Origin of the sequence: Streptomyces sp. sk2.1 (assembly GCF_008120935.1) — a bacterium.
Classification (GTDB): Bacteria; Actinomycetota; Actinomycetes; order Streptomycetales; family Streptomycetaceae; genus Streptomyces.
The window spans coordinates 407,963-433,448 of record NZ_RDBO01000020.1 but is presented as its reverse complement, the minus strand read 5'-3'; the positions used below and the strand labels follow the sequence as shown (position 1 = coordinate 433,448).

General features: G+C 72.6%; 20 protein-coding genes. 11 read left to right on the top strand and 9 right to left on the bottom strand.

All coding sequences use genetic code 11. From position 1 onward, the window contains the following. Both EAO76_RS45880 and EAO76_RS05365 read right to left on the bottom strand, forming a co-directional pair. Positions 1-221, bottom strand: a 221-nt coding sequence (locus EAO76_RS45880; protein WP_148841624.1) for a transposase, incomplete at its 3' end; no start/stop codon positions are given. A gap of 137 nt (positions 222-358) precedes the next feature. Continuing rightward, a complete protein-coding gene (locus EAO76_RS05365; protein WP_148833848.1) occupies positions 359-799 on the bottom strand; it encodes a cell division protein SepF in 441 nt (146 codons plus the stop codon). 306 nt (positions 800-1,105) lie between these two features. On the opposite strand from EAO76_RS05365, the gene EAO76_RS05360 reads away from it, so the two are divergent. The 7 genes from EAO76_RS05360 to EAO76_RS05330 all read left to right on the top strand — a co-directional run bounded on the left by EAO76_RS05360 (position 1,106) and on the right by EAO76_RS05330 (position 9,834). Then, positions 1,106-2,353, top strand: coding sequence for a DUF5685 family protein (locus tag EAO76_RS05360; RefSeq protein ID WP_187438470.1), 1,248 nt, complete (start codon positions 1,106-1,108; stop codon positions 2,351-2,353). A 524-nt stretch (positions 2,354-2,877) separates the two neighbouring features. After that, entirely contained in the window at positions 2,878-4,731 is a 1,854-nt protein-coding gene (locus EAO76_RS05355; protein WP_148833844.1) for an FAD/NAD(P)-binding domain-containing protein, read from the top strand. Positions 4,732-4,782: 51 nt separating this feature from the next. Further along, complete coding sequence (locus tag EAO76_RS05350) at positions 4,783-5,868, top strand: LLM class flavin-dependent oxidoreductase (protein ID WP_148833842.1); 1,086 nt, start codon at positions 4,783-4,785, stop codon at positions 5,866-5,868. After that, positions 5,865-7,166 (top strand): NtaA/DmoA family FMN-dependent monooxygenase, encoded by a 1,302-nt coding sequence (locus tag EAO76_RS05345; protein ID WP_148833840.1) that lies wholly within the window; start codon positions 5,865-5,867, stop codon positions 7,164-7,166. The genes EAO76_RS05350 and EAO76_RS05345 overlap by 4 nt, the downstream gene beginning before the upstream one ends. 4 nt (positions 7,167-7,170) lie before the next feature. Then, a complete protein-coding gene (locus EAO76_RS05340) occupies positions 7,171-7,986 on the top strand; it encodes a DUF1684 domain-containing protein (protein WP_148833838.1) in 816 nt (271 codons plus the stop codon). A gap of 258 nt (positions 7,987-8,244) precedes the next feature. Continuing rightward, a complete protein-coding gene (locus tag EAO76_RS05335; RefSeq protein ID WP_148833836.1) occupies positions 8,245-9,144 on the top strand; it encodes a S1 family peptidase in 900 nt (299 codons plus the stop codon). A 210-nt stretch (positions 9,145-9,354) separates the two neighbouring features. Next, positions 9,355-9,834, top strand: a complete 480-nt coding sequence (locus tag EAO76_RS05330) for a hypothetical protein (protein ID WP_148833832.1) — start codon at positions 9,355-9,357, stop codon at positions 9,832-9,834. 133 nt (positions 9,835-9,967) lie between these two features. Here EAO76_RS05330 and EAO76_RS05325 read toward each other — a convergent pair whose 3' ends face one another. Beyond that, positions 9,968-10,894 (bottom strand): DUF4231 domain-containing protein, encoded by a 927-nt coding sequence (locus EAO76_RS05325; protein WP_262375281.1) that lies wholly within the window; start codon positions 10,892-10,894, stop codon positions 9,968-9,970. Between the two features lie 225 nt (positions 10,895-11,119). Here EAO76_RS05325 and fxsA point away from each other — a divergent pair, with 225 nt between their 5' ends. The 4 genes from fxsA (at position 11,120) to fxsT (ending at position 19,076) form a co-directional block, all read left to right on the top strand. Beyond that, positions 11,120-11,287, top strand: a complete 168-nt coding sequence (gene fxsA / locus EAO76_RS05320; RefSeq protein WP_187438469.1) for an FxSxx-COOH cyclophane-containing RiPP peptide — start codon at positions 11,120-11,122, stop codon at positions 11,285-11,287. Positions 11,288-11,364: 77 nt separating this feature from the next. Further along, positions 11,365-13,596, top strand: a complete 2,232-nt coding sequence (gene fxsBH / locus EAO76_RS05315; protein WP_187438468.1) for a radical SAM/SPASM protein FxsBH, inactivated beta-hydroxylase extension form — start codon at positions 11,365-11,367, stop codon at positions 13,594-13,596. 244 nt (positions 13,597-13,840) lie between these two features. Further along, positions 13,841-15,163, top strand: a complete 1,323-nt coding sequence (gene fsxC, locus EAO76_RS05310) for an FxsC protein (RefSeq protein WP_187438467.1) — start codon at positions 13,841-13,843, stop codon at positions 15,161-15,163. Beyond that, positions 15,147-19,076, top strand: coding sequence for an FxSxx-COOH system tetratricopeptide repeat protein (gene fxsT / locus EAO76_RS05305; RefSeq protein ID WP_148833830.1), 3,930 nt, complete (start codon positions 15,147-15,149; stop codon positions 19,074-19,076). Before fsxC ends, fxsT begins: the two co-directional genes overlap by 17 nt. A gap of 49 nt (positions 19,077-19,125) precedes the next feature. Here the strand turns inward: fxsT and EAO76_RS05300 are convergent, their stop codons facing one another. The 6 genes from EAO76_RS05300 to EAO76_RS05275 form a co-directional block, all read right to left on the bottom strand. After that, the gene (locus tag EAO76_RS05300; RefSeq protein WP_187438466.1) at positions 19,126-20,001 is read right to left on the bottom strand and encodes an alpha/beta fold hydrolase; all 876 of its coding nucleotides are present in this window, start codon (positions 19,999-20,001) and stop codon (positions 19,126-19,128) included. Positions 20,002-20,236: 235 nt separating this feature from the next. Beyond that, positions 20,237-20,710 (bottom strand): phospholipase, encoded by a 474-nt coding sequence (locus tag EAO76_RS05295; RefSeq protein WP_148833828.1) that lies wholly within the window; start codon positions 20,708-20,710, stop codon positions 20,237-20,239. 110 nt (positions 20,711-20,820) lie between these two features. Next, entirely contained in the window at positions 20,821-21,333 is a 513-nt protein-coding gene (locus tag EAO76_RS45875; RefSeq protein ID WP_148833826.1) for a hypothetical protein, read from the bottom strand. A gap of 120 nt (positions 21,334-21,453) precedes the next feature. Then, positions 21,454-22,716, bottom strand: coding sequence for a DUF2201 family putative metallopeptidase (locus EAO76_RS05285; RefSeq protein ID WP_187438536.1), 1,263 nt, complete (start codon positions 22,714-22,716; stop codon positions 21,454-21,456). A 14-nt stretch (positions 22,717-22,730) separates the two neighbouring features. Then, a complete protein-coding gene (locus tag EAO76_RS05280; RefSeq protein WP_148833822.1) occupies positions 22,731-24,023 on the bottom strand; it encodes a MoxR family ATPase in 1,293 nt (430 codons plus the stop codon). 52 nt (positions 24,024-24,075) lie between these two features. Next, the gene (locus tag EAO76_RS05275) at positions 24,076-25,464 is read right to left on the bottom strand and encodes a hypothetical protein (RefSeq protein ID WP_148833820.1); all 1,389 of its coding nucleotides are present in this window, start codon (positions 25,462-25,464) and stop codon (positions 24,076-24,078) included. Between the last annotated feature and the right edge of the window lie 22 nt (positions 25,465-25,486).

Sequence of the window (25,486 nt, the reverse complement as noted above, 5' to 3'; positions counted from 1 at the left end):
GTGAACACACCAGTGTTCCGCCAGACCCGAAAGCGCCCGTAGACGGTCGGCCACGGCCCGAACTCGGCCGGCATCTCACGCCACTGCGCGCTGGTCCTGAACCGCCAGATCACCCCCTCGAACTGATCCCTCAGCCGCTCGGGGTACGGACCGTACTCGCCGATCGGCAGATACGGCTCGATCAACTCCCATTGGTTATCCGTGAGTTGCCTACGCGTCACGACCGCATTCCTACCGGATCCGCCCTCCAGACGGACCCGGATCCACAGGATTGATCACGACATCACACAGGCCCTAGGACCACGACCGGCGGGGGGCTGCCGGAAGGGGTACGGGAACGGCCCGACGAGCGCCCTGCTCAGCTCTGGTTGAAGAAGCCGTCGGCCGGCCGGCCGACGGCTTCGCCGCTGACCACCTGGGTGTCGGCCGGGGTCAGCAGGAAGACCCGGGTGGCCACGCGCTCGATCGAGCCGCGCAGGCCGAAGGTGAGGCCGGCCGCGAAGTCCACGACGCGCTTGGCGTCGGTGGGGTCCATGGCCGTGAGGTTGACGATCACGGGAACGCCGTCCCGGAAGAGCTCGCCGATGGCCCGCGCGTCCCGGAAGCTGTCCGGGGTGACGGTGGCGATCCGGCGGCCCGTCTCCTCGGCCGTCTCGGACGCGATCTGCACCCGGGGGTCGGTCACCCAGGCCTGGGCCGCCCCGGTCTGGGGGCCCTCGGCGTACTCGTCGTCGTAGTACCGCTCGTCGTTGTCCTCCACGAGGCCCAGCCAGGCACTTGCCTTGCGCACCGATCCCATGGACGCCTCCTCTCACCGCGGTTCCGTGATGTCCGCATCTCTTTCGTATCCCTATGGTCGTCCATGATGCGGATCGTGCGCCAAGTGGATAGTCGGCGCGCAGAGGGTTCGTGACGGTACTGATGCAGAAGATGTGGCGTTTCGTCAGGGTTCCTCCCGTATAAAGGGAGTGAAAGAAAGAAAATATGATGCCCCGGTCCGTACGGGTGACATGAGGGACGTACGGGTGAACGGGGTGCTCGGTACGATGCACGTCGCGCGGTCGCACGACCCGGCGCGAAGGCGGAAAACTCTCGGGGGATCGTCGTGTTCGGAATAGTCAGGCCCTGTACCCATCGGTTGTCCGAGGGGCTCAGGACCGAATGGATGGCCCATCTCTGCGGGCTCTGTCTCGCACTCCGCTCCGACCACGGACAGTTCGCCCGGATCGTGACGAACTATGACGGCCTGATCGTCTCCGTTCTGACGGAGGCTCAGTCGGAACGCACCACCGGATGGCGGCGCACCGCGGGGCCCTGCCCGCTGCGTGCCATGCGGACCGCCCCGGTCGCCCGCGGCGAGGGCGCCCGGCTGGCCGCCGCCGTCTCGCTGGTGCTGGCCTCGGCGAAGGTCAGGGACCACGTCGCCGACGGGGACGGGCTGTTGAGGCGCCGCCCGGTCGCCGCGGCGGCCCGCCGGGTCGCCGCGGGCTGGGACCGCGCCGGGGCGCGCACCGGCGCGCAGCTCGGCTTCGACACGGCGCTCCTCGTCGACGCCGTCGACCGGCAGACCGGAATCGAACTGGCCGCCGGGCCCGGCACCCCGCTGCTCACCATCACCGAGCCCACCGAGACCGCCACCGCGGCGGCCTTCGCCCACACCGCGGTGCTCGCCGGCCGGCCGCGGAACGCGGAGCCGCTCGCCGAGGCGGGCCGGCTCTTCGGACGACTGGCGCACCTGCTGGACGCCGTGGAGGACCAGGAGGCCGACGCCGCGTCGGGCGCCTGGAACCCGCTCACCGCGACCGGCACCTCGCGCGCCGAGGCGCGCCGGCTGTGCGACGACGCGCTGCACGGCGTACGGCTGGCCCTGCGCGACGCCGAATTCACCGACGGCAAGCTGGCCCACGTACTGCTGGCCCACGAGCTGCGGCAGTCGGTGGACCGGGCGTTCGGCACCACGGCGTGCTCGCACCAGCCGGGCGCGGTCCTGCTGGACGGAACGGCTCCGTCGGCGGCCGCCGGACCGACCGGGGCGTTCGGACCGCCCCCGGGCAATCCGTACGCGCCGACGAACCCCGGCGGCCCCGGCGGTCCCGGTGGTCCCTGGCAGCCGCCCGAGCCGCCGCGCGACCGGCGCGGCCTGATCATGGGCTGCCTGGTGTGGGCGGGCCTGGCCTGCACCTGCCAGATGTGCTGCGGGACGTTCGAGGACCCGTGGAGCCACCAGCGTCGCGAAGGACTCTGCAGTCAGTGCGACTGCGGCAACTGCGGTGACTGCTGCGAGTGTTGCAACTGCTGCAGCAGCTGTGGCGGTGACGACGGCGGCTGCTGCGACTGCAACTGCGACTGCTGAACCGCCCGCCCGGTCCTGGGTGATCCGGCCGGATCACCCAGGACCGGGCGGGGTGGAACGAGGGGAGGGGAAGGCGGCGTTGGGCACGCGCGGGCACGCGGGAGAACTGCTCGGACGCCGCGCACGGGGCGGGGCGGGAAGACGCGAGGGCGCAGGGGGTCGGCTCAACAGGAGGCGGACCACACGCGACCGAAGTCGATGTGGGAGCGCTTGACCAGCCACTGCTGCGAATGCATGGCCCAAGTGGAACAGGCATCCGGTGACCCGTCAACCGGGCCCGGACGTACGGCTCACAGTGTGGACGGGCTTGACAGCCCGCGGTGAACAGCGGTTGTCTCGGAGCGGACCGGTGCTGAGGGGCCCGGTCCGCGTTGTGTTCACGCCGAAGGCACGCCCCGTGTCCGATCTCTGCATCCACGGAGCCTTCGCATGCCCGCGCAGCCCGATCCCCTTTTCCCGCCCCGCCCTCCCGCCGGGAGCCCTCCGACGGCCGGTGCCCGCCCGCACCGCGCGGCGGGCCCCCGATGAGCCGGGCCCCGGTGCTCGTCGTCATAGGCGCGGGCCCGCGCGGCACCGGCCTGATCGAGCGCATCGCCGCCAACGCCCCCGAACTGTACGGGGACCGCCCCCTGGACATCCGGATCGTCGACCCGTACCCGCCCGGCGGCGGACGGGTATGGCGGCACGACCAGTCCCCGCTGCTGTGGATGAACTCCATGGCCGAGGACGTCACGATGTTCACCGACGAAACGGTCCGGCAGGAGGGCCCGGTACGCCCGGGGCCCGCGCTGCACACCTGGGCGGCGGACATCCGGGACGGACGACTGCCCCTCCCCGACGAGGCCGGTGCCGAGCCCGGACTCCGCGCCGAGATCGAGGCGTTGACGGGCGACACCTTCCCGAGCAGACAACTGCAGGGCGCCTATCTGCGCTGGGTGTACGGGCGGGCGGTGGCCGCGCTCCCGGAGGGCGTCGACGTCACCTGGCACCGCGGCCGGGCCCTGCGGATCACCGGACCGCGCGAGGGTCGCCAGCGCGTCTGGCTGGAGGGGCACGGCACCCCGCTGCTCGCCGACGCCGTCGCCGTCACCATCGGCCACCTCGACGCCGAACCGGAGCCGGAACACGTCGGACTGGCCGAGTTCGCCGACCGCCACGGACTCGTCCACCTGCCGCCGGACTTCACCGCCGACAGCGACCTGTCCGTACTGCCCGGGGGCGAACCGGTCCTCGTCCGGGGCTTCGGCCTCGCCTTCGTCGACCTCATGGTGCTGCTCACCGAGGGACGCGGCGGCAGGTACGAGACCGGCGAGTACGTGCCCTCCGGCAGGGAACCCGTGCTGTACGTCGGATCGCGCCGGGGCGTCCCGTACCACTCCAAGATCGGTTACGCCTGGGAGGGCGAACGGCCTGTGCTGCCGCGCTTCCTCGGACCGGACCGGACCGAGGCGCTGCTGAAGCAGGACGGACCGGTCGACTTCCGGCGGGACGTGTGGCCGCATGTCGCGAAGGAACTCGGCCACGCCCACTACCACCGCCTCTTCACCGCCCACCCCGAACGCACCAGGGGCGACCGGGCCGCCTTCGAGGCGCGGTACGCCGCCGCGGACCCGGCCGGACCCGAACTGCGCGCCCTAGTCGAGGCCGCCGTGCCCGACCCCGCGGACCGCCTCGACCTCGAAGCGCTCGACCGCCCCCTGGACGGGGTGCGCCACTCCTCGTACGACGCGCTCCAGAAGGGGATGCGCGACCACATCACCGCCGACCTGGAACGCCGCCACGACCCCGGTCGCAGCCCGGACCTCGCCGTCTTCCTCGGACTGCTCTCCGCCTACGGGCAGTTGCTCCGGCTCGGGGACACCGGGGACTGGTGGCACGGCTTCTTCAGCCATCTCGCCTCCGGCCCGCCGGGACCCCGGCTGCGCAGACTGCTCGCCCTCTCGCGGGCCGGCGTCGTCCGCTTCATCGGCGCAGGGATGACCGTCGAGGCCGACGAGCGGCGGGGCCTCTTCGTGGCGGGCGGCACCACCGTGCCGGGGCTGCGGACGACGGCCCGCGCCCTGGTCGAGGCCCGCCTGCCGGACCCCGCCCCGGACCGCGTCCGCAGCACGCTGCTCCGGGAGCTGTACGCGGACGGCGCCGCCGCCACCGGCTCCGGGCTGCTCTCGGTCGACCCCGACGACGGCCGCGTCCTGTACCGCGACGGCCGCCCCCACGCGCGCCGCTTCGCGCTGGGCCCGTTCACCTCCACGCGCACCGGCGCGGCGTTCACCCGGCCGCGCACCGGCGGCCCGGCCTTCCGGCAGAACGACGCCACCGCGCGCACGGCGCTCCGCCTGCTCCGCGACCTCGTCCGCGACGACGGCCCCCGGACCTGACCGGGCTCCCGCCCGGAGCCGCCCGGCCCACCTCCCCGAAAGGTCACACCCATGTCCGCGACCGCCCCCCTGCACCTGGCCGCCGAGATCGGCGGCCCGCCCCGTTACGACCCGGGGCACTACATCGGCCTCGCCCGGCTCGCCGAGCGAGGGGCGCTCGACTTCGTCACGCTCGGCGACTCGTTCCTCAGGCCGGGGCTCGACGCGCTCGCCGTGCTCGCCCGGGTCGCGCCCGCCACCCGCCGGATCGGCCTGGTGCCCACCGTCACCACCACCCACACCGAGCCGTTCCACGTGTCGTCCGCCGTGGCCACCCTGGACTGGGTGAGTCGTGGCCGGGCGGGCTGGTACGTCGACGTGTCGACCACCGGGGCCGAGGCCCGGCTGTTCGGCCGGCGCCCGGCGGCACCCGCCGACGAGCTGTGGCGGGAGGCCGGTGAGGTCGCCGACGCGGGGGCCCGGCTGTGGGACAGCTGGGAGGACGGCGCCGAGATCCGGGACACCGCCACCGGACGCTTCGTCGACCGCGACAAGCTGCACCACATCGACTTCGAGGGAGCCTTCTTCTCGGTCCGGGGCCCGGCGATCGTGCCCCGGCCCCCGCAGGGGCACCCGGTCACCGTCGTCGACGGCACGGGCGGCCCGGCCACGGAGGTCGCGGCCCGCCACGCCGACGTCGTCCTGGTACGGGCCACCGCGCCCGAACGGGCCGCCGCGATCCGCGCCGAACTGCGCCGGCGCGCCGCGGCGCACGGACGGGACCCCGACGCGCTCCGGGTGCTGGTCGCGCTCACCGTCGACCTCGGCGACATCGAGACCACCCCGGAACCGGGTCTGGAGAGCGGCCCCCCGCTCGCGGCCGGCGGCTCGTACTACCGGGGCGGCCCGGTCGACCTCGCCGAACTGATCACCCGCTGGCACCGCGGCGGGGCGGCGGACGGCTTCCACCTCACGCCCATCACCCCCGGCCGCGACCTCGAGCGGATCGTCAACGGCACCGTGGCCCTGCTCCAGCACCGCGGCCTGTTCCGCACCTTCCATCCCGGCGGCACCCTGCGCGAGCACCTGGGCCTGGCCCGTCCCGCCAACCGGTACGCCCGGGCCGACCGGTACGCCCCGGAAAGGGGACGCGCATGACCACCACGACCCGGCCGATGCACCTCGCGGCCCACTTCCCGGGCGTGAACAACACCACCGTCTGGGCGGATCCCCGCGCCGGGAGCCAGATCGACTTCTCCTCCTTCGAACACCTCGCCCGCACCGCGGAACGCGGCCTGTTCGACTTCTTCTTCCTCGCCGAGGGGCTGCGGCTGCGCGAGCACCACGGCCGCATCCACGACCTGGACGTGGTGGGCCGGCCCGAATCCCTCACCGTGCTGGCCGCGCTGGCCTCCGTCACCCACCGGATCGGCCTCGCCGCCACCGTCAACACCACCTTCAACGAGCCCTACGAACTGGCCCGCCGCCTCGCCACCCTCGACCACCTCAGCGAGGGCCGGGCGGCCTGGAACGCGGTCACCTCGCCGGACGCCTTCACCGGGGAGAACTTCCGGCGCGGCGGCTACCTCGACCGCGCCCACCGGTACACCAGGGCCGCCGAGTTCGTCGCCACCGCCCGCGAGCTGTGGGACACCTGGACCCCCGACGGCACCCCGCGCCCCTTCGCGCACCACGGCCGGCACTTCGGCATCGAGGGCGAGTTCACCGTCCCGCGCTCCCCGCAGGGCCACCCGGTCGTCATCCAGGCGGGGGACTCCGCGGAGGGGCGCGAGTTCGCCGCGTCCGCCGCCGACGTGATCTTCACCCGGCACGGCACCCTGGAGTCGGGCCGCGCGTTCTACGCCGACGTCAAGGCGCGACTGGCGAAGCACGGGCGGGAACGGGACGAGCTGAGGATCATGCCCGGGGTCACCTTCGTGCTGGGCGACACCGACGCCGAGGCCCAGGAACGGGCGGCCGAGATCCGCCTCCAGCAGATCTCCCCGCAGAACGCGATCCTGGCCCTGGAACAGGTCTGGGGCCGCGACCTGACCGGCCACGACCCCGACGGACCGCTCCCCGCCGTCGACCCGGACCCCGGCGCCCCGGCCACCCGGGGCCGGGTGTCGCACGGCGACCCCCTGGAGACCGCCGCCCGCTGGCGCGCGCTGTCCGAGCGGAAGGGGCTCTCCACCCGGCAGACCGTCATCGAGGCGACCGGCCGGCAGTCCTTCGTCGGCAGCCCGCGGACGGTCGCGGAGCGGCTCATGGAGTTCGTCGCCGCCGACGCCGCCGACGGGTTCGTCCTCGTGCCGCACCTCACCCCGGGCGGGCTGGACGAGTTCGTCGACCGGGTCGTCCCGCTCCTCCAGGAGCGCGGCGCGTTCCGCTCCGAATACGGCGGTCCCACGCTGCGGTCGCATCTCGGGCTCGCCGAGCCGGTGTGGAAGGGTTGACCGCATGAGCACGGACGCACAGCAGCCGCACGGCACCGAGCAGGCGGCGCAGGACTGGAAGCACTGGCACGAGAAGCGCACCGCCGCGGTCGCCGCACCGTACGGCCCCCTCTCCCTCACCGGCACCCACTGGCTCTCCGACCACCCGGAGGGCCGCATCCCCGGGATTCCCGGACAGTGGCGGGAGGACGGCGACGCGGTGGTGCTCGACGCCACCGACGGGGACGGACTGACCGTCGACGGCGAGCCCTTCACCGGCCGGGTGCGCCTCACCGCCGACCGGGGCCCCATCGACGGCTCCCGCGTCGCGCACGGCGAACGGCGCCTGGTCGTGCTGAGCCGCGAAGGACTGTGGGCGGTGCGGGACTTCGACCCGGCCTCCGCCGCGCGGCGCGCCTTCCGGACCATCGAGGCCACCCCGTACGACCCCCGCTGGGTGCTGCCGGGCACCTTCCGCCCGTACGACGCCTCCCGCACGGTCCGGGTGGAGAACGCCGACGGGGTCGAGCGCGGACTCGGACTCGCCGGCGAGATCGTCTTCGGGATCGACGGCACGGAGCACACCCTCCAGGTGGCGGTCGAGGCCGACGGCTCGCTCTGGGCCGTCTTCGCCGACGCCACCAGCGGCCGGAGCAGTTACCGCTTCCGCTTCCTGCGGCCCGCCGCCCCGGACGCCGACGGCGGCGTGACGGTCGACCTCAACCGGGCACTGTTGCCGCCCTGCGCCTTCGCGGACCACTTCATCTGCCCCTTCCCGCCGCCCGGCAACACCCTTTCCGTCGCCGTCGAGGCGGGGGAGCGCAACCGCGTCGACCACTGACGCACCGGGCCGTCACCCCCCCCGGCGCGTGTACCCCGGTGCCCCGAGCGGCACCGGGGTACACGCGCCGGGCATGACAGGTTCAGGCCATGGGGCCCTCTTGCGCCACAAGTTGAACGCCTTGAATACTTCCGGGACAGCGCTTGTCAGGAACACGGCAGGTTCGCATCGCGGACCCATGCCGTGCGAACGACTGCGCCTCACGGGTCCGGCCACCCCACAGGCGGACCCCCGATTTCCCCCTTGGAGGAATGAAAAGTGAGGATCAAGCGCACCGCCCCCCTCAACGGCACCGCGAGACGCGCCAGGGCCGTGGCCGTCGCGGCGGGCCTCGTCTCCGTCGCCGCGCTCGCCGTCCCCAGCGCCCAGGCCGACACCGCCACCACCTTCAGCACGGCGCAGCTCTCCGCCGCGAGCGACGCCGTCCTGGGCGCCGACGTGGCGGGCACCGCCTGGAACGTCGACCCGGCCACCGGCAAGGTCGTGGTCACCGCCGACAGCACGGTCTCGCAGGCCGAGATCGCGCACATCAAGAAGACCGCCGGGGTCAACGCGGGAGCCCTGAAGATCGAGCGCATCCCCGGGAAGTTCAGCAAGCTGGTCGCCGGCGGCGACGCGATCTACGCGCCCAGCTGGCGCTGCTCCCTGGGCTTCAACGTCCGCAGCGGCACCACCTACTACTTCCTGACCGCCGGTCACTGCACCGACGGCTACCCGGACTGGTACTCCAACTCCGCCAAGACGACGAAGATCGGTCCGACGGTCGGCTCCAGCTTCCCGACCAACGACTACGGACTGGTCCGCTACGACAACACCGCGGTCGCCCACCCGGGCACCGTCGGCAGCGTCGACATCACCAGTGCGGCCAACGCCACGGTCGGCATGTCCGTCACCCGCCGGGGCTCCACCACCGGAACCCACAGCGGCTCCGTCACGGGCCTCAACGCCACGGTCAACTACGGCGGCGGCGACGTCGTCTACGGCATGATCAAGACCAACGTCTGCGCGGAGCCCGGCGACTCGGGCGGCCCGCTCTACTCCGGCTCCAGGGCGATCGGCCTCACCTCCGGCGGCAGCGGCAACTGCTCCTCGGGCGGCACGACGTACTTCCAGCCGGTCACCGAGGCGCTCAGCGCGTACGGGGTCAGCGTCTTCTGACACCCCGGCACACCGGTCCCACCCTCGAACGCGAGGTCGACCGAGGCGGAGCCCCTGCCCGAATCCTGGGCGGGGGCTCCCGCACACCCCGCGGCTTTTGAGAGGATGTGGGGTACAGGTCGGTCACGCAGGAGCACACGGGGGCGGTCGTACCGCCGGGGGACACCCCGGGCCGGGCCCCCGGCAGACACCTCAGGGGGTTCCAGGTCCGTGAAACGCATCGGAGTGACCGGTCATCGCAGCATCCCGCAGGAGGCCCACGCCCATGTGCTCGACGGGTTGCGGGCGGCCTTCCGCGGCCTGGAGGGCTCCCTGGAGGCCTTCTCCAGCCTGGCGGTGGGGGCCGACCAGCTCTTCGCCGACATCGCCCTGGCCCGCGGCGCCGAACTGACCGTGGTCATCCCCAGCGGCGACTACGAGTCCTCCTTCGCCGACGCCGACGAACTCGCCCGCTACCGGGCCCTCAAGGACCGGGCGGTCCGGGAGGTCAGGCTCGACTACCCGCACTCCACCGACGAGGCGTACTACGCCGCGGGCGCGTACATCGCCGACCACTGCGACCGGCTGCTCGCGGTGTGGGACGGCCGGCCCGCCCGCGGCCTCGGCGGCACCGGCGACATCGTGACGTACGCCCGCAGTCTGGGCCGTCCCGTCACGGTGATCTGGCGCGAGGGCGTGGAGCGCGGCTGACCGGCCGGGCACGGCCGACCGGTCGGGCGAGGCCGCCCGTACCCGGCCGGCGTCACCCCGCGCGATGCCGCGGCACATCCGGCGTCGCGCCGCGTCCGGTGCGGCGCCGCCTCGCGCGGCGCAACGCACCACGTCACATCTGGTGCCGGGCCAGCCAGTCGGTGTGTTGCGGGGAGACGATGCGCTCGGTCTCGAAGACCGCCCGCGGCCACTGACGTTCGGTCAGCGTGGTCTCCATCGCCACCTGCATCGCCTCCAGGTCCTGCTCGACCAGCGAGTGCGCCGAGATCAGCGGGTGGTGCCGCCGCATCTCGTTCCACGCCAGGCAGGCCGCGGCCGCCCCCGACAGCACCCCCGTCAGGGCGAAGGACTGGGCGACGGAGAACATCCTCAGCAGGGCGAGGACCAGGGCGAGCGCGGTCAGCGCGGCGATGGTGGTCGACCAGACGAGGGTGGCCCGCCGCGACACCTCCTGACGCCTGCGGTACCAACTTCTCTGCTCGATGAGCCGGTCCCGCACGTACGTCTCTTTACGTACGGTGAATGCCTTTCCCCGCAACTCGCGCATGGACTCGGTGATGAGCCCGCCGGAATCCGCCGTCAGATCGCGGGGGTCGGCCCAGCCCACTTTCCGGAGTTCCTGGAGCCCTTCTTCGAGGCGGTTGGCGAACACCGCCTCCGGATGCTGGGTACCGGTGTCGAAAGGCGCCCCGTGCACCGAGTAACGCCAGCACATCGACTTGATGAACTCTGCCGCCGAGCGGTTGAGTTGCCATTGCGACTTTGCTTTGCGCCGGGCGGAGAGGTACGTCGTGATCAGGACACCCAGGTAGGCCAACACGCCTGCGGCGTCGACGAGTTGAAACGTGTCACCCATCGTCGCGTGCCATGGGACCGCGGCCGGGACAGCACCCACGACCAGCAGGATCAGTTGAATGCGGGTGGTGTTCACGGCCTCCCGCTGGCTCGCGACGGCGATCTCGTCCGTGTGGTGGAAGAGCGCCGGAAGGTCGGCGTTCCTGAAGACCATGCTCTGGAGCGGCCCGGGAAGCGCCGTCATGTTCACTCCCGTCTGCGGGTTTGTCGTCACCTCAATGGCGGAATCACTAGTTCCGTTCGGCTCGGACGGCCTCGTGCAACGCTCTTGTCCCAAGTGGGCGTCCTCAGTTGCCAACAGAGGTCATGAGAGTAAAGTCGTGCCGCCAGGCACTGCAATGGTGCAGATACCCTTGCTGCATTCCTGTCTGGAAACATTCCATCGGAACAAATCCCCTCAAGGACAGCCGTGAAGACCACTGAATCCTCCACCTCCTTCGCCGTTGCGAAGAAGAACCGGGTGCCGCTCACCGAGATCGACGTCCGCGGCGGTGCCGCCGCCCGGAAGCTCGGCCGTGTGAACGCCGCGTCGACCGGTCGCCCCACCCAGACGTCGACCTTCAACTCGGCGCTCTGAAAAACGACGCGCCGAGCGCCTCATGGCGCCCCCGGCCGACGCCCCGAGCACCCCTTCGGGCTGGCTAGACTGGTGGAATGACAGGACCCCTGGTCCCTTTCCGCGAAGTCGTTCTCAAGGTTCACAGCAGGTGTGATCTTGCCTGTGACCATTGCTATGTCTATGAACATGCAGATCAGAGCTGGCAAACCCAACCCAGAACAATCTCTGATGATGTCATTTTCCGGACTGCTCAACGCTTGGCCGAGCATGCCAAGACACATGCACTGCCCTCCGTGTCAGTGATCCTGCACGGAGGGGAGCCCCTGCTGGCGGGCCCCGCGCGACTGCGACGGGTCTGCGAGGAGCTCACCTCCGCCTTCGACGGCGTCGCGGAGCTCGACCTCCGCATCCACACCAACGGGCTCCAGCTCAGCCCCCGGTACCTCGACCTCTTCGACGAATTCGGCGTCAGGGTCGGCATCTCCCTCGACGGCGACCGGGCCGCCAACGACCGGCACCGCCGCTACGCGGACGGGCGCAGCAGCCACCCCCTGGTCCTCAAGGCCGTCGAACTGCTCCACCAGGAGCGCTACCGCCATCTCGACCTCGGCCTCCTGTGCACCGTCGACATCCGCAACGACCCGCACGCGGTCCTCGACGCGCTGACCGAACTCGAACCGCCGCTCATCGACTTCCTGCTCCCGCACGCCACCTGGGACACCCCGCCGCCGCGTCCGGACGGTTCGCCCACCGCCTACGCCGACTGGCTCCTCGCGATCTTCGACCGCTGGCAGGAGCAGGGGCGCCCGGTGCCGGTGCGGCTCTTCTCGTCGGTGCTCTCCACGCTGGGCGGCGGCCCCAGCCTCACCGAGTCCCTGGGGCTCGCCCCGACGGACCTCGTCGTCGTCGAGACCGACGGCCGGCTGGAGCAGGTCGACTCGCTCAAGAGCGCCTACGAGGGCGCCGCGGCCACCGGGTTCGACGTCTTCACCCACACCTTCGACGAGGTCGCCGGCCACCCCGGGGTGCGGGCCCGCCAGCTCGGGCTGGCCGGGGTCGGCGGGACCTGCCGCCGCTGCCCCGTGGTGCGCACCTGCGGAGGCGGCCTGTACACCCACAGGTACCGCTCCGAGGGCCCGTCGGGCGGGTTCGACAACCCCTCGGTGTACTGCGCCGACCTGTTCGCCCTGGTGCGTGGCATCGAGGCCCGTACGGCGGCGGAGCTCGTCGCGCCCGCGGTGACCGGGCCCGCCGGGGCGGCCGCCGCCCAACTGGACCTCGACCGCACCCTGCTCGCCCGGCTGAACGCCGACATCGGCCGGCACGGCGGCGCGGAGTGGGAGGCCGCCTGGGAGCTCGCCGCAGCCGTCGAGGCGTCCGAGGAGGGCGCCCGCGCCCTGGACGGGGTGCTGTCCCTGCCGTACGCCCGCGGCTGGCTGCTCGGGGCGCTGGAGTCGGTCCACGAGGACCCCGGCGCCGTACGGGCGGCGCACCGGCTGTCGGCGTACCTCGCGGCGGCCGTCGTGCGGGGCGGTCTCGACCTGCCCGTGCCGGTGGACCTCTCGGGCGGCGGTCTCTTCCTGCCCGGTCTCGGCGGGCTGCGCGTGGCGGACGCGGGGGAGCGCGGCACGGGTGTGCTGCGGGCCGCCGGGGACGGCTTCCTCGTCCGGCCGGCGGGGGGCGGGGCCGGGGCGCGGGTCGTCCGGCCGGCGGAACCCGGTCCGGGCTGGCGGCCGCTGCGGCGGCTCGCGGTCCCCGGGGCGGCGTCCGGCCCGGTGCTCGACGACGCCGACCCGTTCCGCGACTGCTTCCCGGTGCCCGCGGCGGCCCCCCTGGACGACCGGGCCGCGGCGGATCTGGGGGCCAGGATCGTCGAGGCCTGGACCCTGATCGGGGCGAAGGCCCCCGCGCGGGCCGCGGAGATGGCGGACCGCCTCACCACCCTCACGCCCCTCACGGGTCTGGACCCGGCCGAGCCCGCCGTGGGACGGCACGGACTCGGGGCGCTGGGCATCCCCGTGGACGGCGGTGCCGAGGAACTGGCGTTCGCGCTGCTGCGGGGATTCCGGAGGGCCGAATTGCGGGCGCTCGTCGACGTCACGGATCTTTACGCGGCGGACGGCTCCTGGGAACATCGAATGCCTTGGCAGGAAGAACCAGTTCCGTTTTCCCGGTTGCTGGCCGATACCTATGAGCGAGTGGCGTTGGGCGCATTCGAGCCGAGCTGCCTGGAGGGCGTGCCGGAAGCCCTCGACATGCTGGAAGGCGCCGCCGAAGTGACCGTCGGCGGGAAACAACTGCTGGATCTGATGCGAAAAGAGATCTGAGGGTCGAATTCCGGTTCGATCAGGGGTGCCGACGTACAGGGGACAACCGGGAGGAACGACCGCAGACCGAATTCGATCAAGGAAATGACCGGTCGAACCCGGGAACGTATGACTGAAAACCGGCGTTGAATGACCGAACACCATGGGGGTGGAGCAACCTCCGCTCCGGAATGATGAATTCGCTCGCATTCGCTTCACGCCTCGGGTGCGGGTGCTCACACAGGACGGGGGTCGTGTGCACGCGATGACGCAGCAGCGAGCGGCGGACCATCGGCCGTACTTCTTCTTGAGCTACGCCCACACACCGGGGTACGGCGGTGGAACGGACCCGGACATGTGGGTCGAACGCCTCTTCAAGGATCTCTGTGACCACGTGCTGGCCATGACGGATCTGCCCGCGGGCGCGCCCGCGGGGTTCATGGACCGGGAGATACGCTCCGGCGAGGGCTGGTCGGAGCGGCTCGGCGAGGTGCTCGCCACCTGCCGGGTGTTCGTTCCGCTGTTCTCGCCGCGCTACTTCGCCAGTGAGATGTGCGGCAAGGAGTGGTACGCCTTCGCGCAGCGCGCCATCCACTACCGGGCCCGCTCCAACCAGCCTGCCGAGGCGATCGTCCCGGCGCTCTGGGTGCCCGTGCCGCCGAGCCAGCTCCCCGGTCCGGCCGAGCGGTTGCAGTTCAACCACCGCGACTTCGGGGACCGTTACGTCAGCGACGGGCTCTACGGCCTCATCAAGCTCAGGCTCTTCGCCGAGGAGTACGAGCGCGCGGTGTACGAGCTCGCCAAGCGCATCGTCAACGTCGCCGACACCATAAGGATCGGCACCGGGCGCCCGGTCGACTACCGGCTGGCCCCCAGTGCCTTCGGCCCGCCCGACAGCGTGGCCGGCGGCCCCCGCCCCATGCAGGTGACCATCGCCGCACCCACCCGGCACGACCTGCCCGAGGGGCGCCTGGCCGACTACTACGGCGACAACCCGCAGGACTGGAACCCCTACCACCCCGCCACCACCCGCCCCCTGGCCTATGTGGCCGAGGACCTGGTGCGCTCCCTCAACTACCAGGCCACCATCACCTCCTTCGACGAGGAGGTGGGGCACGGGGAGGGCAAGCAGCCGCCCAGCAGGCCCGAGATCCTGCTCGTCGACCGCTGGGCCCTCCAGGACGAGGACCGGTGCAGGAGGCTCGCCGCCTTCGACGCCGAGAACCGCCCCTGGGTCACGATGGTCGTGCCGTGGAGCCGCGAGGACCGGCAGAGCATGGCGATCGAGGCCGAACTGACCGAGAAGCTCGAACAGACCATGCCGACCAAGATGCGCCAGGGGCGCGCCTACTGCCGCGCCGCGGCCAGGGGCGTGCCCAGCATGGAGGCGTTCGGCCAGATCCTGCCGCAGGTGGTCGAGGTGGCGGCCCAGCAGTACCTGAGACACGCGGCGGTGTATCCACCCGCCGCCGGTGGCGGACACAGCGAACGGACGAGGTTGCTGGGGCCGATGGCACAGACGAACTACATCCCCGAGACACACGACCCTGCGACGGATGCGGAGGACACGGATGACGGCCGGTCGTGACGGGCGCATCGTCACCTTCTACTCGTACAAGGGCGGCACCGGGCGCACCATGGCCCTGGCCAACACCGCCTGGATACTCGCCGCCAACGGCAAACGGGTACTGGCCGTCGACTGGGACCTGGAGGCGCCGGGGCTCCACCGGTTCTTCCACCCGTTCCTCGACCCGTCCACCCTCGGTGCCACCACCGGCGTCATCGACCTGATCACCGAGTACGCGTGGGCCGCGACCAGTCCCGTCCAGCGCGCCGACGACTGGCACCGGGACTACGCCCGCATCCAGCCGCACGCCGTCTCCCTCACCCCCGAGGCGCTCGGCTGGGAGTTCCCGCAGGGCGGCACCCTGGACTTCGTGTCCGCCGGGCGGCAGAACCGCGAGTACTCCGCGACCGTCTCCACCTTCGACTGGGACAACTTCTACGACCGGCTCGGCGGCGGCCACTTCTTCGACGCCCTGCGCGACGACATGAAGGCCAACTACGACTACGTCCTCATCGACAGCCGCACCGGCCTCAGCGACATCGCCGACATCTGCACCGTCCACCTCCCCGACGTCCTCGTCGACTGCTTCACGCTCAGCGACCAGTCCATCGACGGCGCCGCCTCCGTGGCCCGGCAGATCTCCGAGCGCTACACCGGCCGCCCCATCTCCATCTTCCCCGTCCCGATGCGCATCGACGAGGGCGAGAAGGAGAAGGCGGACGCCGGACGCGCCCTGGCCCGACTGAAGTTCGACCGGCTGCCGCGCGACCTGTCCGGGGACGAACTCACCGCCTACTGGGGCGCGGTGGAGATCCCGTACCGCCCCTACTACGCGTACGAGGAGACCCTCGCGACCTTCGGCGACGAGGCCGGACTCACCAACTCGCTGCTCTCCGCCTTCGAACGGCTCACCGCCGTCATCACCGACCAGCAGATCACCTCGATGCCGCCGGTCGGCGAGGAGGTGCGGCTGCGCATCCGGGACGCCTTCACCCGGCGCAGGCCGGCCCTGCCCGCCGATCTCTTCCTCTGCTACGTGGCGGAGAACCGGATGTGGGCCGACTGGATCGAGTCCGTGCTCACCAGGGCCGGGTTCCGCGTCGTACCGCGCGACGTCTCCGCCGAACGGAACACCCCGGAACCGGCGACCCCCGAGAACGCGGCCCGTACCGTGGTGCTGCTCTCCAGCGCCTACCTCAAGTCCCAGCGCGCGGTGAACCTCTGGGACCGGGCCGTCGCGGAGGACCCCGGCGGCGGGCGGCGCCATCTGCTGCCGCTCAGGGTCGGCGACGTACGCCTTTCCGCGCCCTACATCGACCGCAACCCCGTCGACCTCTTCCGGCTCGACGAGGTGCACGCCACCGCCGCGCTGCTGCGCGCCCTGGACCGGCCGGTGCAGCTCACCGACTCCGTGTCGCCCGGACCGCGCTTCCCCGGCACCGTCCCCCGGATCTGGAACGCGCCGCCGCGCAACCCCGGCTTCACCGGCCGCTCCCTGGTCCTGGAGCGGATGCGCGACCAGCTCGGCGGCGGCATGGCCGTCGTGCTGCCGCAGCCGCAGACCCTGTACGGACTCGGCGGCGTCGGCAAGACCCAGGTCGCCCTGGAGTACGTGCACCGGTTCATGGCGGACTACGACCTGGTCTGGTGGATATCCTCCGAGCAGACCGACGACGTGGTGGCCGCGCTGGCCGAACTCGCGGTCCGGCTGGGAGCCCAGGGCGGCGACGACATGGCGGCGGCCTCCAAGGAGGCCGTGGACCTGCTGCGCCGCGGTGTGCCCTCGGACCGCTGGCTGCTGGTCTTCGACAACGCGGACGACCCCGAACGGCTCCGGCGCTACTTCCCGCAGGGGGGATCCGGGCACATCCTGGTCACCTCGCGGAACCAGGCATGGTCCCAGCACGGCGACGCACTGCCCGTCGACGTCTTCCTGCGCGAGGAGTCCGTCGAGCACCTCCAGCGCCGGGCCCCGGGCCTGAGCGACGAGGACGCCGCCCAGGTGGCCACCGCCGTCGGTGACCTGCCGCTCGCCGTCGAACAGGCGGCGGCCTGGATCGCGGAGACCGCCACCCCGATCGACACGTATCTGGAACAGCTGGCGCAGCAGGCCCCCGAGGTCCTGGCGCTCAACCAGCCGGCCGGCTACCCGCAGCCGGTCGCCGCGACCTGGAACATCTCCATCGAACGGCTCAAGGAGCGCTCGCCCGCCGCGGTGCGGCTGCTCCAGCTCTGCGCCTTCTTCGCCCCCGAGCCCATCTCGGGGAACCTCCTGTACAGCAAGGAGATGATCGAGGCGCTGAAGCCGTACGACGCCTCGCTCCAGGAGAAGCTGGTGCTGGGCCGGGTCATCCGGGAGATCGGCCGGTTCGCCCTCGCCAAGGTCGACCAGGTCTCCAACTCCATCCAGGTGCACCGGCTCGTCCAGGCGGTCATCCGGGCACAGCTCAGCGAGCAGGAGCAGCGGGACGCCCGGCACGCCGTGCACCGCATCCTGGCGGGCGCCCGGCCCGACGACGACGAGCCGATCGACAACCCCTCGACCTGGCCGCAGTTCGCCACCATCTGGCCGCACCTCGGCCCGTCCGACGCGCGCAACTGCAAGGAGCCCGAGGCCCGCAGGCTGCTGATCGACCGGGTCCGCTACCTCTGGAAGCGCGGTGACTTCAGGACCGCCACCACGCTCTGCGAGGAGCTGCGCGAGATCTGGCGGGAGACGCTGGGCGAGCGGGACATCCAGTACCTCTACCTCTGCTTCCACCTCTCCAACATCTACCGCTCGCGCGGCCGCTACGTGGAGGCCCGGGAACTCGACGAGATCACCCTGTCGGTGCAGCAGGAGGTCCTGGGCCCGGAGCACCCGCACACGTACATGAGCACCAGCAGCCTGGCGACGGACCTGGGCACGCTCGGCGAGTACACCAGGGCGATCGAGCTGGCCACCGAAGCCACCGAGGGGTTCAACCAGATCTTCCACGAATCGCACCCGAGGACCCTGGCCGCGGCCAACAACCTGGCGTTCACCCTGCGCTCCATCGGGCAGTACGCCAAGGCCCGCGAGATCGACCAGGACGTCTTCGACCGGCGCGTCGAGGTGCTCGGCGCGGAACACCCCTACAGCCTCTCCTCGGCCATGAACCTGGCCCGGGACCTGCGGGACGTCGGGCGGTACGAGGACTCGGTCGGCATCCTCAGCCGTACGTACGACAGCTACAAGGCCACGCTGGGCCGGGCCTTCCCCGGCACGCTGAGCGCGGCGAAGAGCCTGGCCGTGTCGCTGCGCCGGGCGGGCAGGCTGGAGGACGCCCGCCGGCTGACGGTGGCCACCCGGGGCAGGTACCGGGCCAAGTACACCTCGGCCAACCCGGAGTCGCTGGCCTGCGACCTCAACATGGCGGCCGACCTGTACGCGGCCGGCGAGACGACCGAGGCCAGGGACACCGCGCAGGAGGTCGTCGACCAGTACATGAAGGTGCCGGGGGAGAAACACCCGTACACCCTGGCCGCGTTGAACAACCTCGGTGTCTACCAGTCGGGCGCCGGCGCGTCGGAGGAGGCGGTGCTGGTACTGACCCGGGCCGTCGCCGCGATGCGCGAGGTGTACGGGCCGGAACACCCCAACACCCTGTTCTGCGTGATGAACCTGGCCAACGCGACGGCGGAGCGGGGCGATCTCGAACTGGTCCTGGAGACCGAGGAGAAGGTGTCCGGGCAGCTCCGCCGGGTCCTGGGGGCGCACCATCCCGAGACCCTGGCCATGACGTCCAACATGGCGGTCACGCTCGACGCGATGGGCCGCAAGGACGAGGCGCTGCGGCTGAGGAGCGAGACGGTCGAGGAGCTGTCCCGGCAGCTCGGCGACGACCATCCGATGACCCGGATCGCCCGGGACGAGCGCCGGTTCGAGCGCGAGCTGGAACCGACGGCGGTGTAGGCGCGGAGGAGCGTCCGGCCCCGTGGCCGGACGCTCCCCGGACCGTCGCTCAGTCGGTCGGCGGATCCAGCAGCCAGTTCAGGATCCTGGGCAGCGCGTGCAGCGCGTCGAAGTGCGCCGCCGCCGGTTCCACCACGACGGTGGAGTTCGGGATGCGCTCGGCCAGCCAACGGGAGTGGCCCACCGGCGAGAACACGTCCTTCTCGCCGTGCCACAGCAGCACCGGACCGGGGATGTCGGCGGGCTCGAAGCCCCACGGGCTGCTGAAAGCGAGCGCGTCGTCGATCCAGCCCCAGGCCGAAGTGCGCAGCCCCTCACGGTAGTTGCGCAGCAGCATGGTGCGGACCCCGGCGTCGTTGACCACCATCCGGTCGGAGTCGGTCAGTTCCTGGCGCAGCTCGTCGATGAGCTGGACCGGGTTCTGCCGGATCACCGCGGACCGCGAGATGAACGACTCCGCCAGCCCGTCCGGATCGGCCACCGCGGTGGAGTACGCCAGCACGTTGGAGGCGGCCATCCCGTCGAACCAGTCGAGGCCGTCGGCGCTGCGGGGCGCCAGTCCGACCAGGGCGGCGGTACGGGTAACCCGGTCGGGCATCAGCGCCGCGCAGGCCAGGGCGTGCGGGGCACCGCCGGACCGTCCCACCACGGCGAACCGTTCGATGCCGAGGTGGTCCGCGATGGCCCGCACGTCCTCGACGGCATCGGCGACGCAGCGGCCCGGAAGCCGGTCGGAGTCGCCGTAGCCCGGCCGGTCGTAGGTGATCAGCTGGGTCTTGCGCTGGTACAGCACCATGCCGCGCGGGGCGGGGCCGAGTCTGCTGCCGGGCATTCCGTGCATCAGGAAGACCGGCCTGCCCCGGGGATCCCCCAGGCGCTCCACCACCAGCTGCCGCCCGTCCCTCGCGCGCACCCGACTACGCACTCCGCGCCTCCTCCGTGTGGTGCGGGCACCGCGTGCCCGACTTGTGACGCCAGATTCGATGATGGCTCATCAGAGCTCTTGCCGGGTATGTGCGTTGGGAAACCGTGGAGGCATTCGGAGAGTGCGCCCGTCCCGGTGAGAAGGTGCGAGTGCAACGGCGGACGGGTCCCGGCCGGCAGCCGTGCGGGCACGGCCGGCCCCGTGGGGAGGCCGGCCGTGCCCGCGGGAGTGGCGGTCAGGCGGTCTTCGCCGGTACCACGCCGAAGATGTCCACGGCGTGGTAGTACGTCCACGCGGTGCTGTTGCACGCGGTGAGCTTCGCGCCGGTGTAGGCGGCGCACACGCGCTTGAGGTCCGCGTAGAACGCGGAGTCGATGCGGGACTTGTTGGCGGAGAAGGTGCCGGCGGCCTTGTAGTTGCGGTAGCCGAAGTCGTGGCGGGCGCAGGCGGTCCGGAAGGGGAAGCCGAAGGGGTTGTCGGGGGAGCTGCTGCAGTAGTCCGTCGACCAGTCGAAGCCGTACGCGGCCCAGGCGCTCCGGTTGCCGCGGGCGGACTTCCAGGCGTTGTGGCTGGACAGGCTCGTCTGGGTCCAGGAGCTGAGGACCTGGGGCTTGTCCGCGGGGGCGGCCGAGGCGGACGCGGTGGGGAGCAGGGCGAGCGGGAGCGACAGGGCCACCGCGGCGAGCGGAGCGGCGAATCGGCGACGCATGAGCAACCTCCGGGGTACGAGAGCCAATTGGGCCCGTGCTCCTCGTGGTCTCACGGGGTCGCTCCAGCATGGCGGCATGTACTTGTCATGCCTAGGGGCCGTTCGGTGGATCAGGAGGCCCTCGACTCCAGGTGGTAGGTCGTGTCGACCCAGAAGCCGTTCGTGGCCCTGGCTCTGATCTCCAGCACGTACTCGCCGGGGATCAGCGGCGGGAAGCCGCCCCAGACGCCCCACGCGTAACGCTGGGTCAGCCCCGTCCGGAACGACGCGGAGAACTCCCGCAGCGGCAGCGGGACGCCGTTGAGCGACGCGGTGGCCTCCACCACCTGCATGGACAGGGGCACCCGCGAGTACGACCGGGGGTGCTGCATGTTGAGCACGGGGAAGAAGGCCGACCGGTCCGAGGGGATCGGGCAGCGCCGCACCACCCGGCCGCCGTAGGTGCCGGCCAGGAACCAGAGGTCGTCCGGCTGGTTCCAGGCGGCGTGCTCACCCGTCGTGTCCTTGACCGGGCTGCGGTCGTCGGGCGCGGACATGGCCCACTTCCACCACCGGCCCGCGAGCTCCCCGCCCTCCTCGTCACTCGGCTTCCACACGCTTCCGGCCCGGCCCGCACCGTTCATGACGTCCCTCCCACGTGCCCCCCTGACCAGGGGTTCGACTCGAACAAGCGGACAGTACCCGGGGTGCACGAGGGGGTCGACGGCGGCCTCCGGAACCGGTCGCGCCGGCCCCGGAGGGGGTCAGCCGATGGCAACCGTCCGCGCCCAGGCGGGCGGGGAGACCGGGACGTGGTGGGGGTCGTCCTCGTCCCACGGCCGGGGGAACAGGCCCACCACCGTCCGGCACGACGGCGGAGCGCTCGGCCAGGGCGTCTGACCGTCGGTCAGGACCACGACCACATCGGGCCGGGGCCGCGTCCGCAGCGCCCTGGTGAAGCCCGTGCGCAGATCCGTGCCCCCGCCGCCCACCAGCGGTACCCCCTCGGCACTGCACAGCGGGTGCGCGACCCGGGCGGCCGCGTCGCACGGGAGGACGGTGACCAGGTCGCGACGGCCGCCGACGGCGCGGGAGATCGCGACGACCTCCAGGAGGGCGCTGCCCAGTTCGGCGTCGCTGACCGAACCGGACGTGTCGATGACCACGCAGACCCGGGGCGGCCTGCGCCGCAGGCTCGGCAGGACGGCTCCGGGCACGCTCGCCGAGCGCCGCGACGGGCGGCCGTACGTGTAGTCGTCGCCCGCACCGGCCCCGGAGGCGGCCGAACGGACCGCCGCGCCCAGCAGCTCCCGCCACGGCTGGGGCGGGTGGAACGCCTCTTCCGCCCACCGCTTCCACCCCTTCGGGGCGTTCCCCGGACGGCCGGTGATGCCCTGCGCCACCCGGAACCGGACCGCGTCCTGCTCCTGCTCGCTGAGGCCGTGCGCGCCGTCCGGCCCCAGGTCCCACTCCCGTTCCAGCCCGTCGGCGCCGCTGCCGCAGTCCAGCCAGGCGAGGTCCCCCAGATGCGACCCGAGCCGGAACTGGCGCAGGTAGTCCTCCATGAGCTGCCCCGCGGGGAGCCCCAGGGCCTCCGGATCGACGGCGCCCTCCGGCCGCGTCAGTCCCTCGCCGAACACGTCGTCGTTGATCTCGCAGTCGGCGGCGATGTTCATCCGCAGCCGCTCCCCGGGGCCGGTCAGCCCGCGTTCCCGGGCGACCCGGTCGCCGCGCCCGTGGTGGTCGCGCAGCAGGTGCGACACCTCGTGCACCCATACCCCGGCCAGCTCCTCCACCGGGGTCCGGTCCACGAAGCCGGGCGAGACGTAGCACCGCCAGTGCCGGTCGACGGCCATCGTCGGCACCCGCCGCGACTCCACGACCCGCAGGGCGAACAGGGCGGTCGCCAGATAGGGGCGGACCCGGACGGCCTGCAGCCGGGCGGCGAAGAGCTTGTCGAGGTCCAGCGCCCCGGACCCGTCCAGCGCCCCGGACCCGTCCGGTGTTCCGTGCCCGTCCGGGGGCATCGGTTCGTCCGGGGTCATCGGCCGGCCTTCGTGGCGGCCGAGGCCCGGTCCGCCGTCCGTGCCGCCGCCCGGTCCGCCCGCCGGGACAGGGAGACCACTCCGGCGAGCCGTTCGATCGACTCCGGAACGTCCCAGTCCTCCTGGCGCAGCGAGGCGAGCGTGGTCGCGGGGACGACCACCACGTCCGGGGCCCCGTCCTCCAGCGCCCGGACCAGGAGCGCCCACGCCGCGTCCCAGCGGGACTTCTCCGGGCGGTTGCGGACCGCCGCCACCGCGCCGTCGAGCGCGGCCTGGCGCAGATCCCCCCGTTCGGGCAGCTCGGCCCCCGCCGGGTCGGCGAGGAGCGTCTCGGGGTCCGGCAGGTCCATCCGGTCCAGGGCCGCCAGCAGCTCCAGCCCCGGACCGTCCCCCACGGTGCCCCTGACCAGCAGGGAGAGCACGTCCCGGGAGGAGCCGGCCGCGGTCGCGAACGCGATCAGACGCAGGGTCATGTCCCAGCTGCGGGGCGACGGCCAGGCCCCGCCCCGGTGCGTCTCGCCGCTGGGCAGTCGGTGCACGAGCGCGGGACGGCCGGTGAGGAGCCCGCACACCGCGCGCCGGGCGAAGTCCACGGCCTGCGGCAGCCGTCCGGGATCGAGCCGCGGCAGCGTCGCCCGGGGCCAGGTCCCGCCGAGGCCGCGCACCACCACCTCGTGGTCGTGCGTCCACTGGAGGTGCACGAACCGGTTGGCCAGCGGCGGGCTCAGCTCCCAGCCGTCGGCCGCCGAGGAACGCGGATTGGCGGCGGCCACGATCCGTACCCCGGAAGGCAGTCGCAGGGCGCCGACCCGCCGCTCCAGCACGAGGCGGAGCAGGGCGGCCTGGACGGCCGGGGGCGCGGTGGACAGTTCGTCCAGGAACAGCAGCCCCCGGCCGGCCCTCACCAGGCGCACCGCCCAGTCCGGCGGCGCCATCGGGACGCCCTGTTCCGCGGGATCGTCCCCGACGACGGGCAGTCCCGAGAAGTCGGACGGCTCGTGCACGCTGGCGATGACCGTGGTCAGCGGAAGGTCCAGGGACTCGGCGAGCCGGGTGAGGGCGGCGGTCTTGCCGATGCCCGGCTGCCCCCACAGGAGTACGGGCAGGTCGGCGGCCACGGCCAGGGTCAGGGCCTCCAGCCGGCTGTCGGGGCGGGGTTCGGTGGTGGTCTCGCTCAGCAGGGCCGTCAGTTCGTCGGCGATGTCGAGCTGGGAGACACGGTCCCGGACGACGGGGGAGAGGGAAGGGGTGGAGGGTGCGGAGGATGCTGCGGGGGTGCGTACGGGCATGGCTGATCACCTTCGGAGTCGTGGTGGATGTACGGGGCCGGCGGGCGCCGGTTCAGCGAAGGGCCGCGTCGCGCGGGTGCGCGCGGCGCTGCCGGGGGCGATGGCGGTACGGACGGATGCGGTCGGGCCCTTCGGCCAGACCCGCCCGGAACAGCCCGTAGGTGATCCGCCGTCGCGCGGCCTCCTCCAGCTCGTCCCGCAGTTCGCCGCTGCGCAGCAGCGCGCCGGGGCCCAGCAGGCCCTCGACGACGGCCAGCGCACCGGCGATGTCGCCGTGGTCCAGGCGTTCGCGCACGCCGGTGAGGCAGTCCGGGCGGCGGTGCGCCTCGTCGATGGCCCGCAGGCAGGGGAGCGGAGTGCCGGTCAGGGCGACCAGCAGCTCCTCCCGGCGGATCTCGGCCGGGTCGTGGTCCAGCGGGACCAGCACCCCGTCGACCAGACCGATCCGGTGCCGGTCGCCCCGGCACTCCACGAGGCGCGGCTGCCCCGACGGGTCCGGGGGCCGGGACGCGGCGGCCGGGGTGTGACCCGGCATCAGGGCCGCGGCGACCAGCGGGTGCAGTTGGCCGGCCCCGATCGCACCGGTACGGATCAGTTCGAGGTCGGGCAGCGTCCAGGTCGCCGCGTCGGGCAGGACCGGTGGTGCGTACGGGCCGTCGGCCCCGCCCGCGAGCCGCAGCGCGGGCGGCCCGTAGCCGTCCCGTTCCGCGGCCAGGTCCAGGAGCAGCCGGTGCCGGCCCCCGAGCCGTACGGCGACGGGGCCCGCGGACCGTCCCTCGGCGCGGAGCAGGAGCCGAGCCTCGGCCGCCCACCGGTCGACGGCGCAGTGACGCCCCGGCGGCACCGCCTCCAGCACCTCCGGGGGCACCGGGGGCGGGTCGTCGGAGGGCGGCGGGCCGAACCCGGACCGGACCCGCAACTCGTCGGCCCGGCGCGCATCCCACAGGTGGCGGTGCAGGTCGAGGCGGAACCGGGGGTTCGGGCGATGGTGCGGGTGGCGGCGGGGACCGTCCCCGGAGCCGTCCCACAGCGCGAGACCGACCCGCTGTCCGGCGTCCGCCCAGGCGGGCGGGGTCCGCACCACCAGGTGCACCGGGCGCACGCCGTCGGGCCCCTCGGTGGCGTACCGGGCCAGAGTGATCGTCAGGCCCGGTCGCAGCAGCCCGCGAGGAGCGATCCTCGGCATGTGCCAGCGCAACAGGTCGGGTGCCAGGTGGCGGAGATCGTCCCGGAGCCGGGAGGCGAGTTCCCGGCCGTGGGCGCGTGCCGCGGACCGGGGGTTGAGGTCGACGTCGATGCCCGCGGCGGCGCACGCCCCCGCCCAGTCGCCGACCCGGCGGCGGGCGGTCGCGGTCTCGATCATGGAGGGCGGCACGGCGAACTCGCGCACGCGCCGCCAGAAGGAAAGCCGGGAATCCCCGTTCGCGTCCTGAGTGAGCATCAGCACTCACCTTGCGCGGACG

Bases quoted from the DNA above. Each gene is read 5' to 3' on its own strand.
- EAO76_RS05365 (WP_148833848.1), bottom strand. From the start codon at position 799: ATGGGATCGGTGCGCAAGGCAAGTGCCTGGCTGGGCCTCGTGGAGGAC.
- EAO76_RS05355 (WP_148833844.1), top strand. From the start codon at position 2,878: ATGAGCCGGGCCCCGGTGCTCGTCGTCATAGGCGCGGGCCCGCGCGGC.
- EAO76_RS05350 (WP_148833842.1), top strand. From the start codon at position 4,783: ATGTCCGCGACCGCCCCCCTGCACCTGGCCGCCGAGATCGGCGGCCCG.
- EAO76_RS05345 (WP_148833840.1), top strand. From the start codon at position 5,865: ATGACCACCACGACCCGGCCGATGCACCTCGCGGCCCACTTCCCGGGC.
- EAO76_RS05340 (WP_148833838.1), top strand. From the start codon at position 7,171: ATGAGCACGGACGCACAGCAGCCGCACGGCACCGAGCAGGCGGCGCAG.
- EAO76_RS05325 (WP_262375281.1), bottom strand. From the start codon at position 10,894: ATGACGGCGCTTCCCGGGCCGCTCCAGAGCATGGTCTTCAGGAACGCC.
- fxsBH (WP_187438468.1), top strand. From the start codon at position 11,365: ATGACAGGACCCCTGGTCCCTTTCCGCGAAGTCGTTCTCAAGGTTCAC.
- fsxC (WP_187438467.1), top strand. From the start codon at position 13,841: ATGACGCAGCAGCGAGCGGCGGACCATCGGCCGTACTTCTTCTTGAGC.
- fxsT (WP_148833830.1), top strand. From the start codon at position 15,147: ATGACGGCCGGTCGTGACGGGCGCATCGTCACCTTCTACTCGTACAAG.
- EAO76_RS05295 (WP_148833828.1), bottom strand. From the start codon at position 20,710: ATGCGTCGCCGATTCGCCGCTCCGCTCGCCGCGGTGGCCCTGTCGCTC.
- EAO76_RS45875 (WP_148833826.1), bottom strand. From the start codon at position 21,333: ATGAACGGTGCGGGCCGGGCCGGAAGCGTGTGGAAGCCGAGTGACGAG.
- EAO76_RS05285 (WP_187438536.1), bottom strand. From the start codon at position 22,716: ATGCCCCCGGACGGGCACGGAACACCGGACGGGTCCGGGGCGCTGGAC.
- EAO76_RS05280 (WP_148833822.1), bottom strand. From the start codon at position 24,023: ATGCCCGTACGCACCCCCGCAGCATCCTCCGCACCCTCCACCCCTTCC.
- EAO76_RS05275 (WP_148833820.1), bottom strand. From the start codon at position 25,464: ATGCTCACTCAGGACGCGAACGGGGATTCCCGGCTTTCCTTCTGGCGG.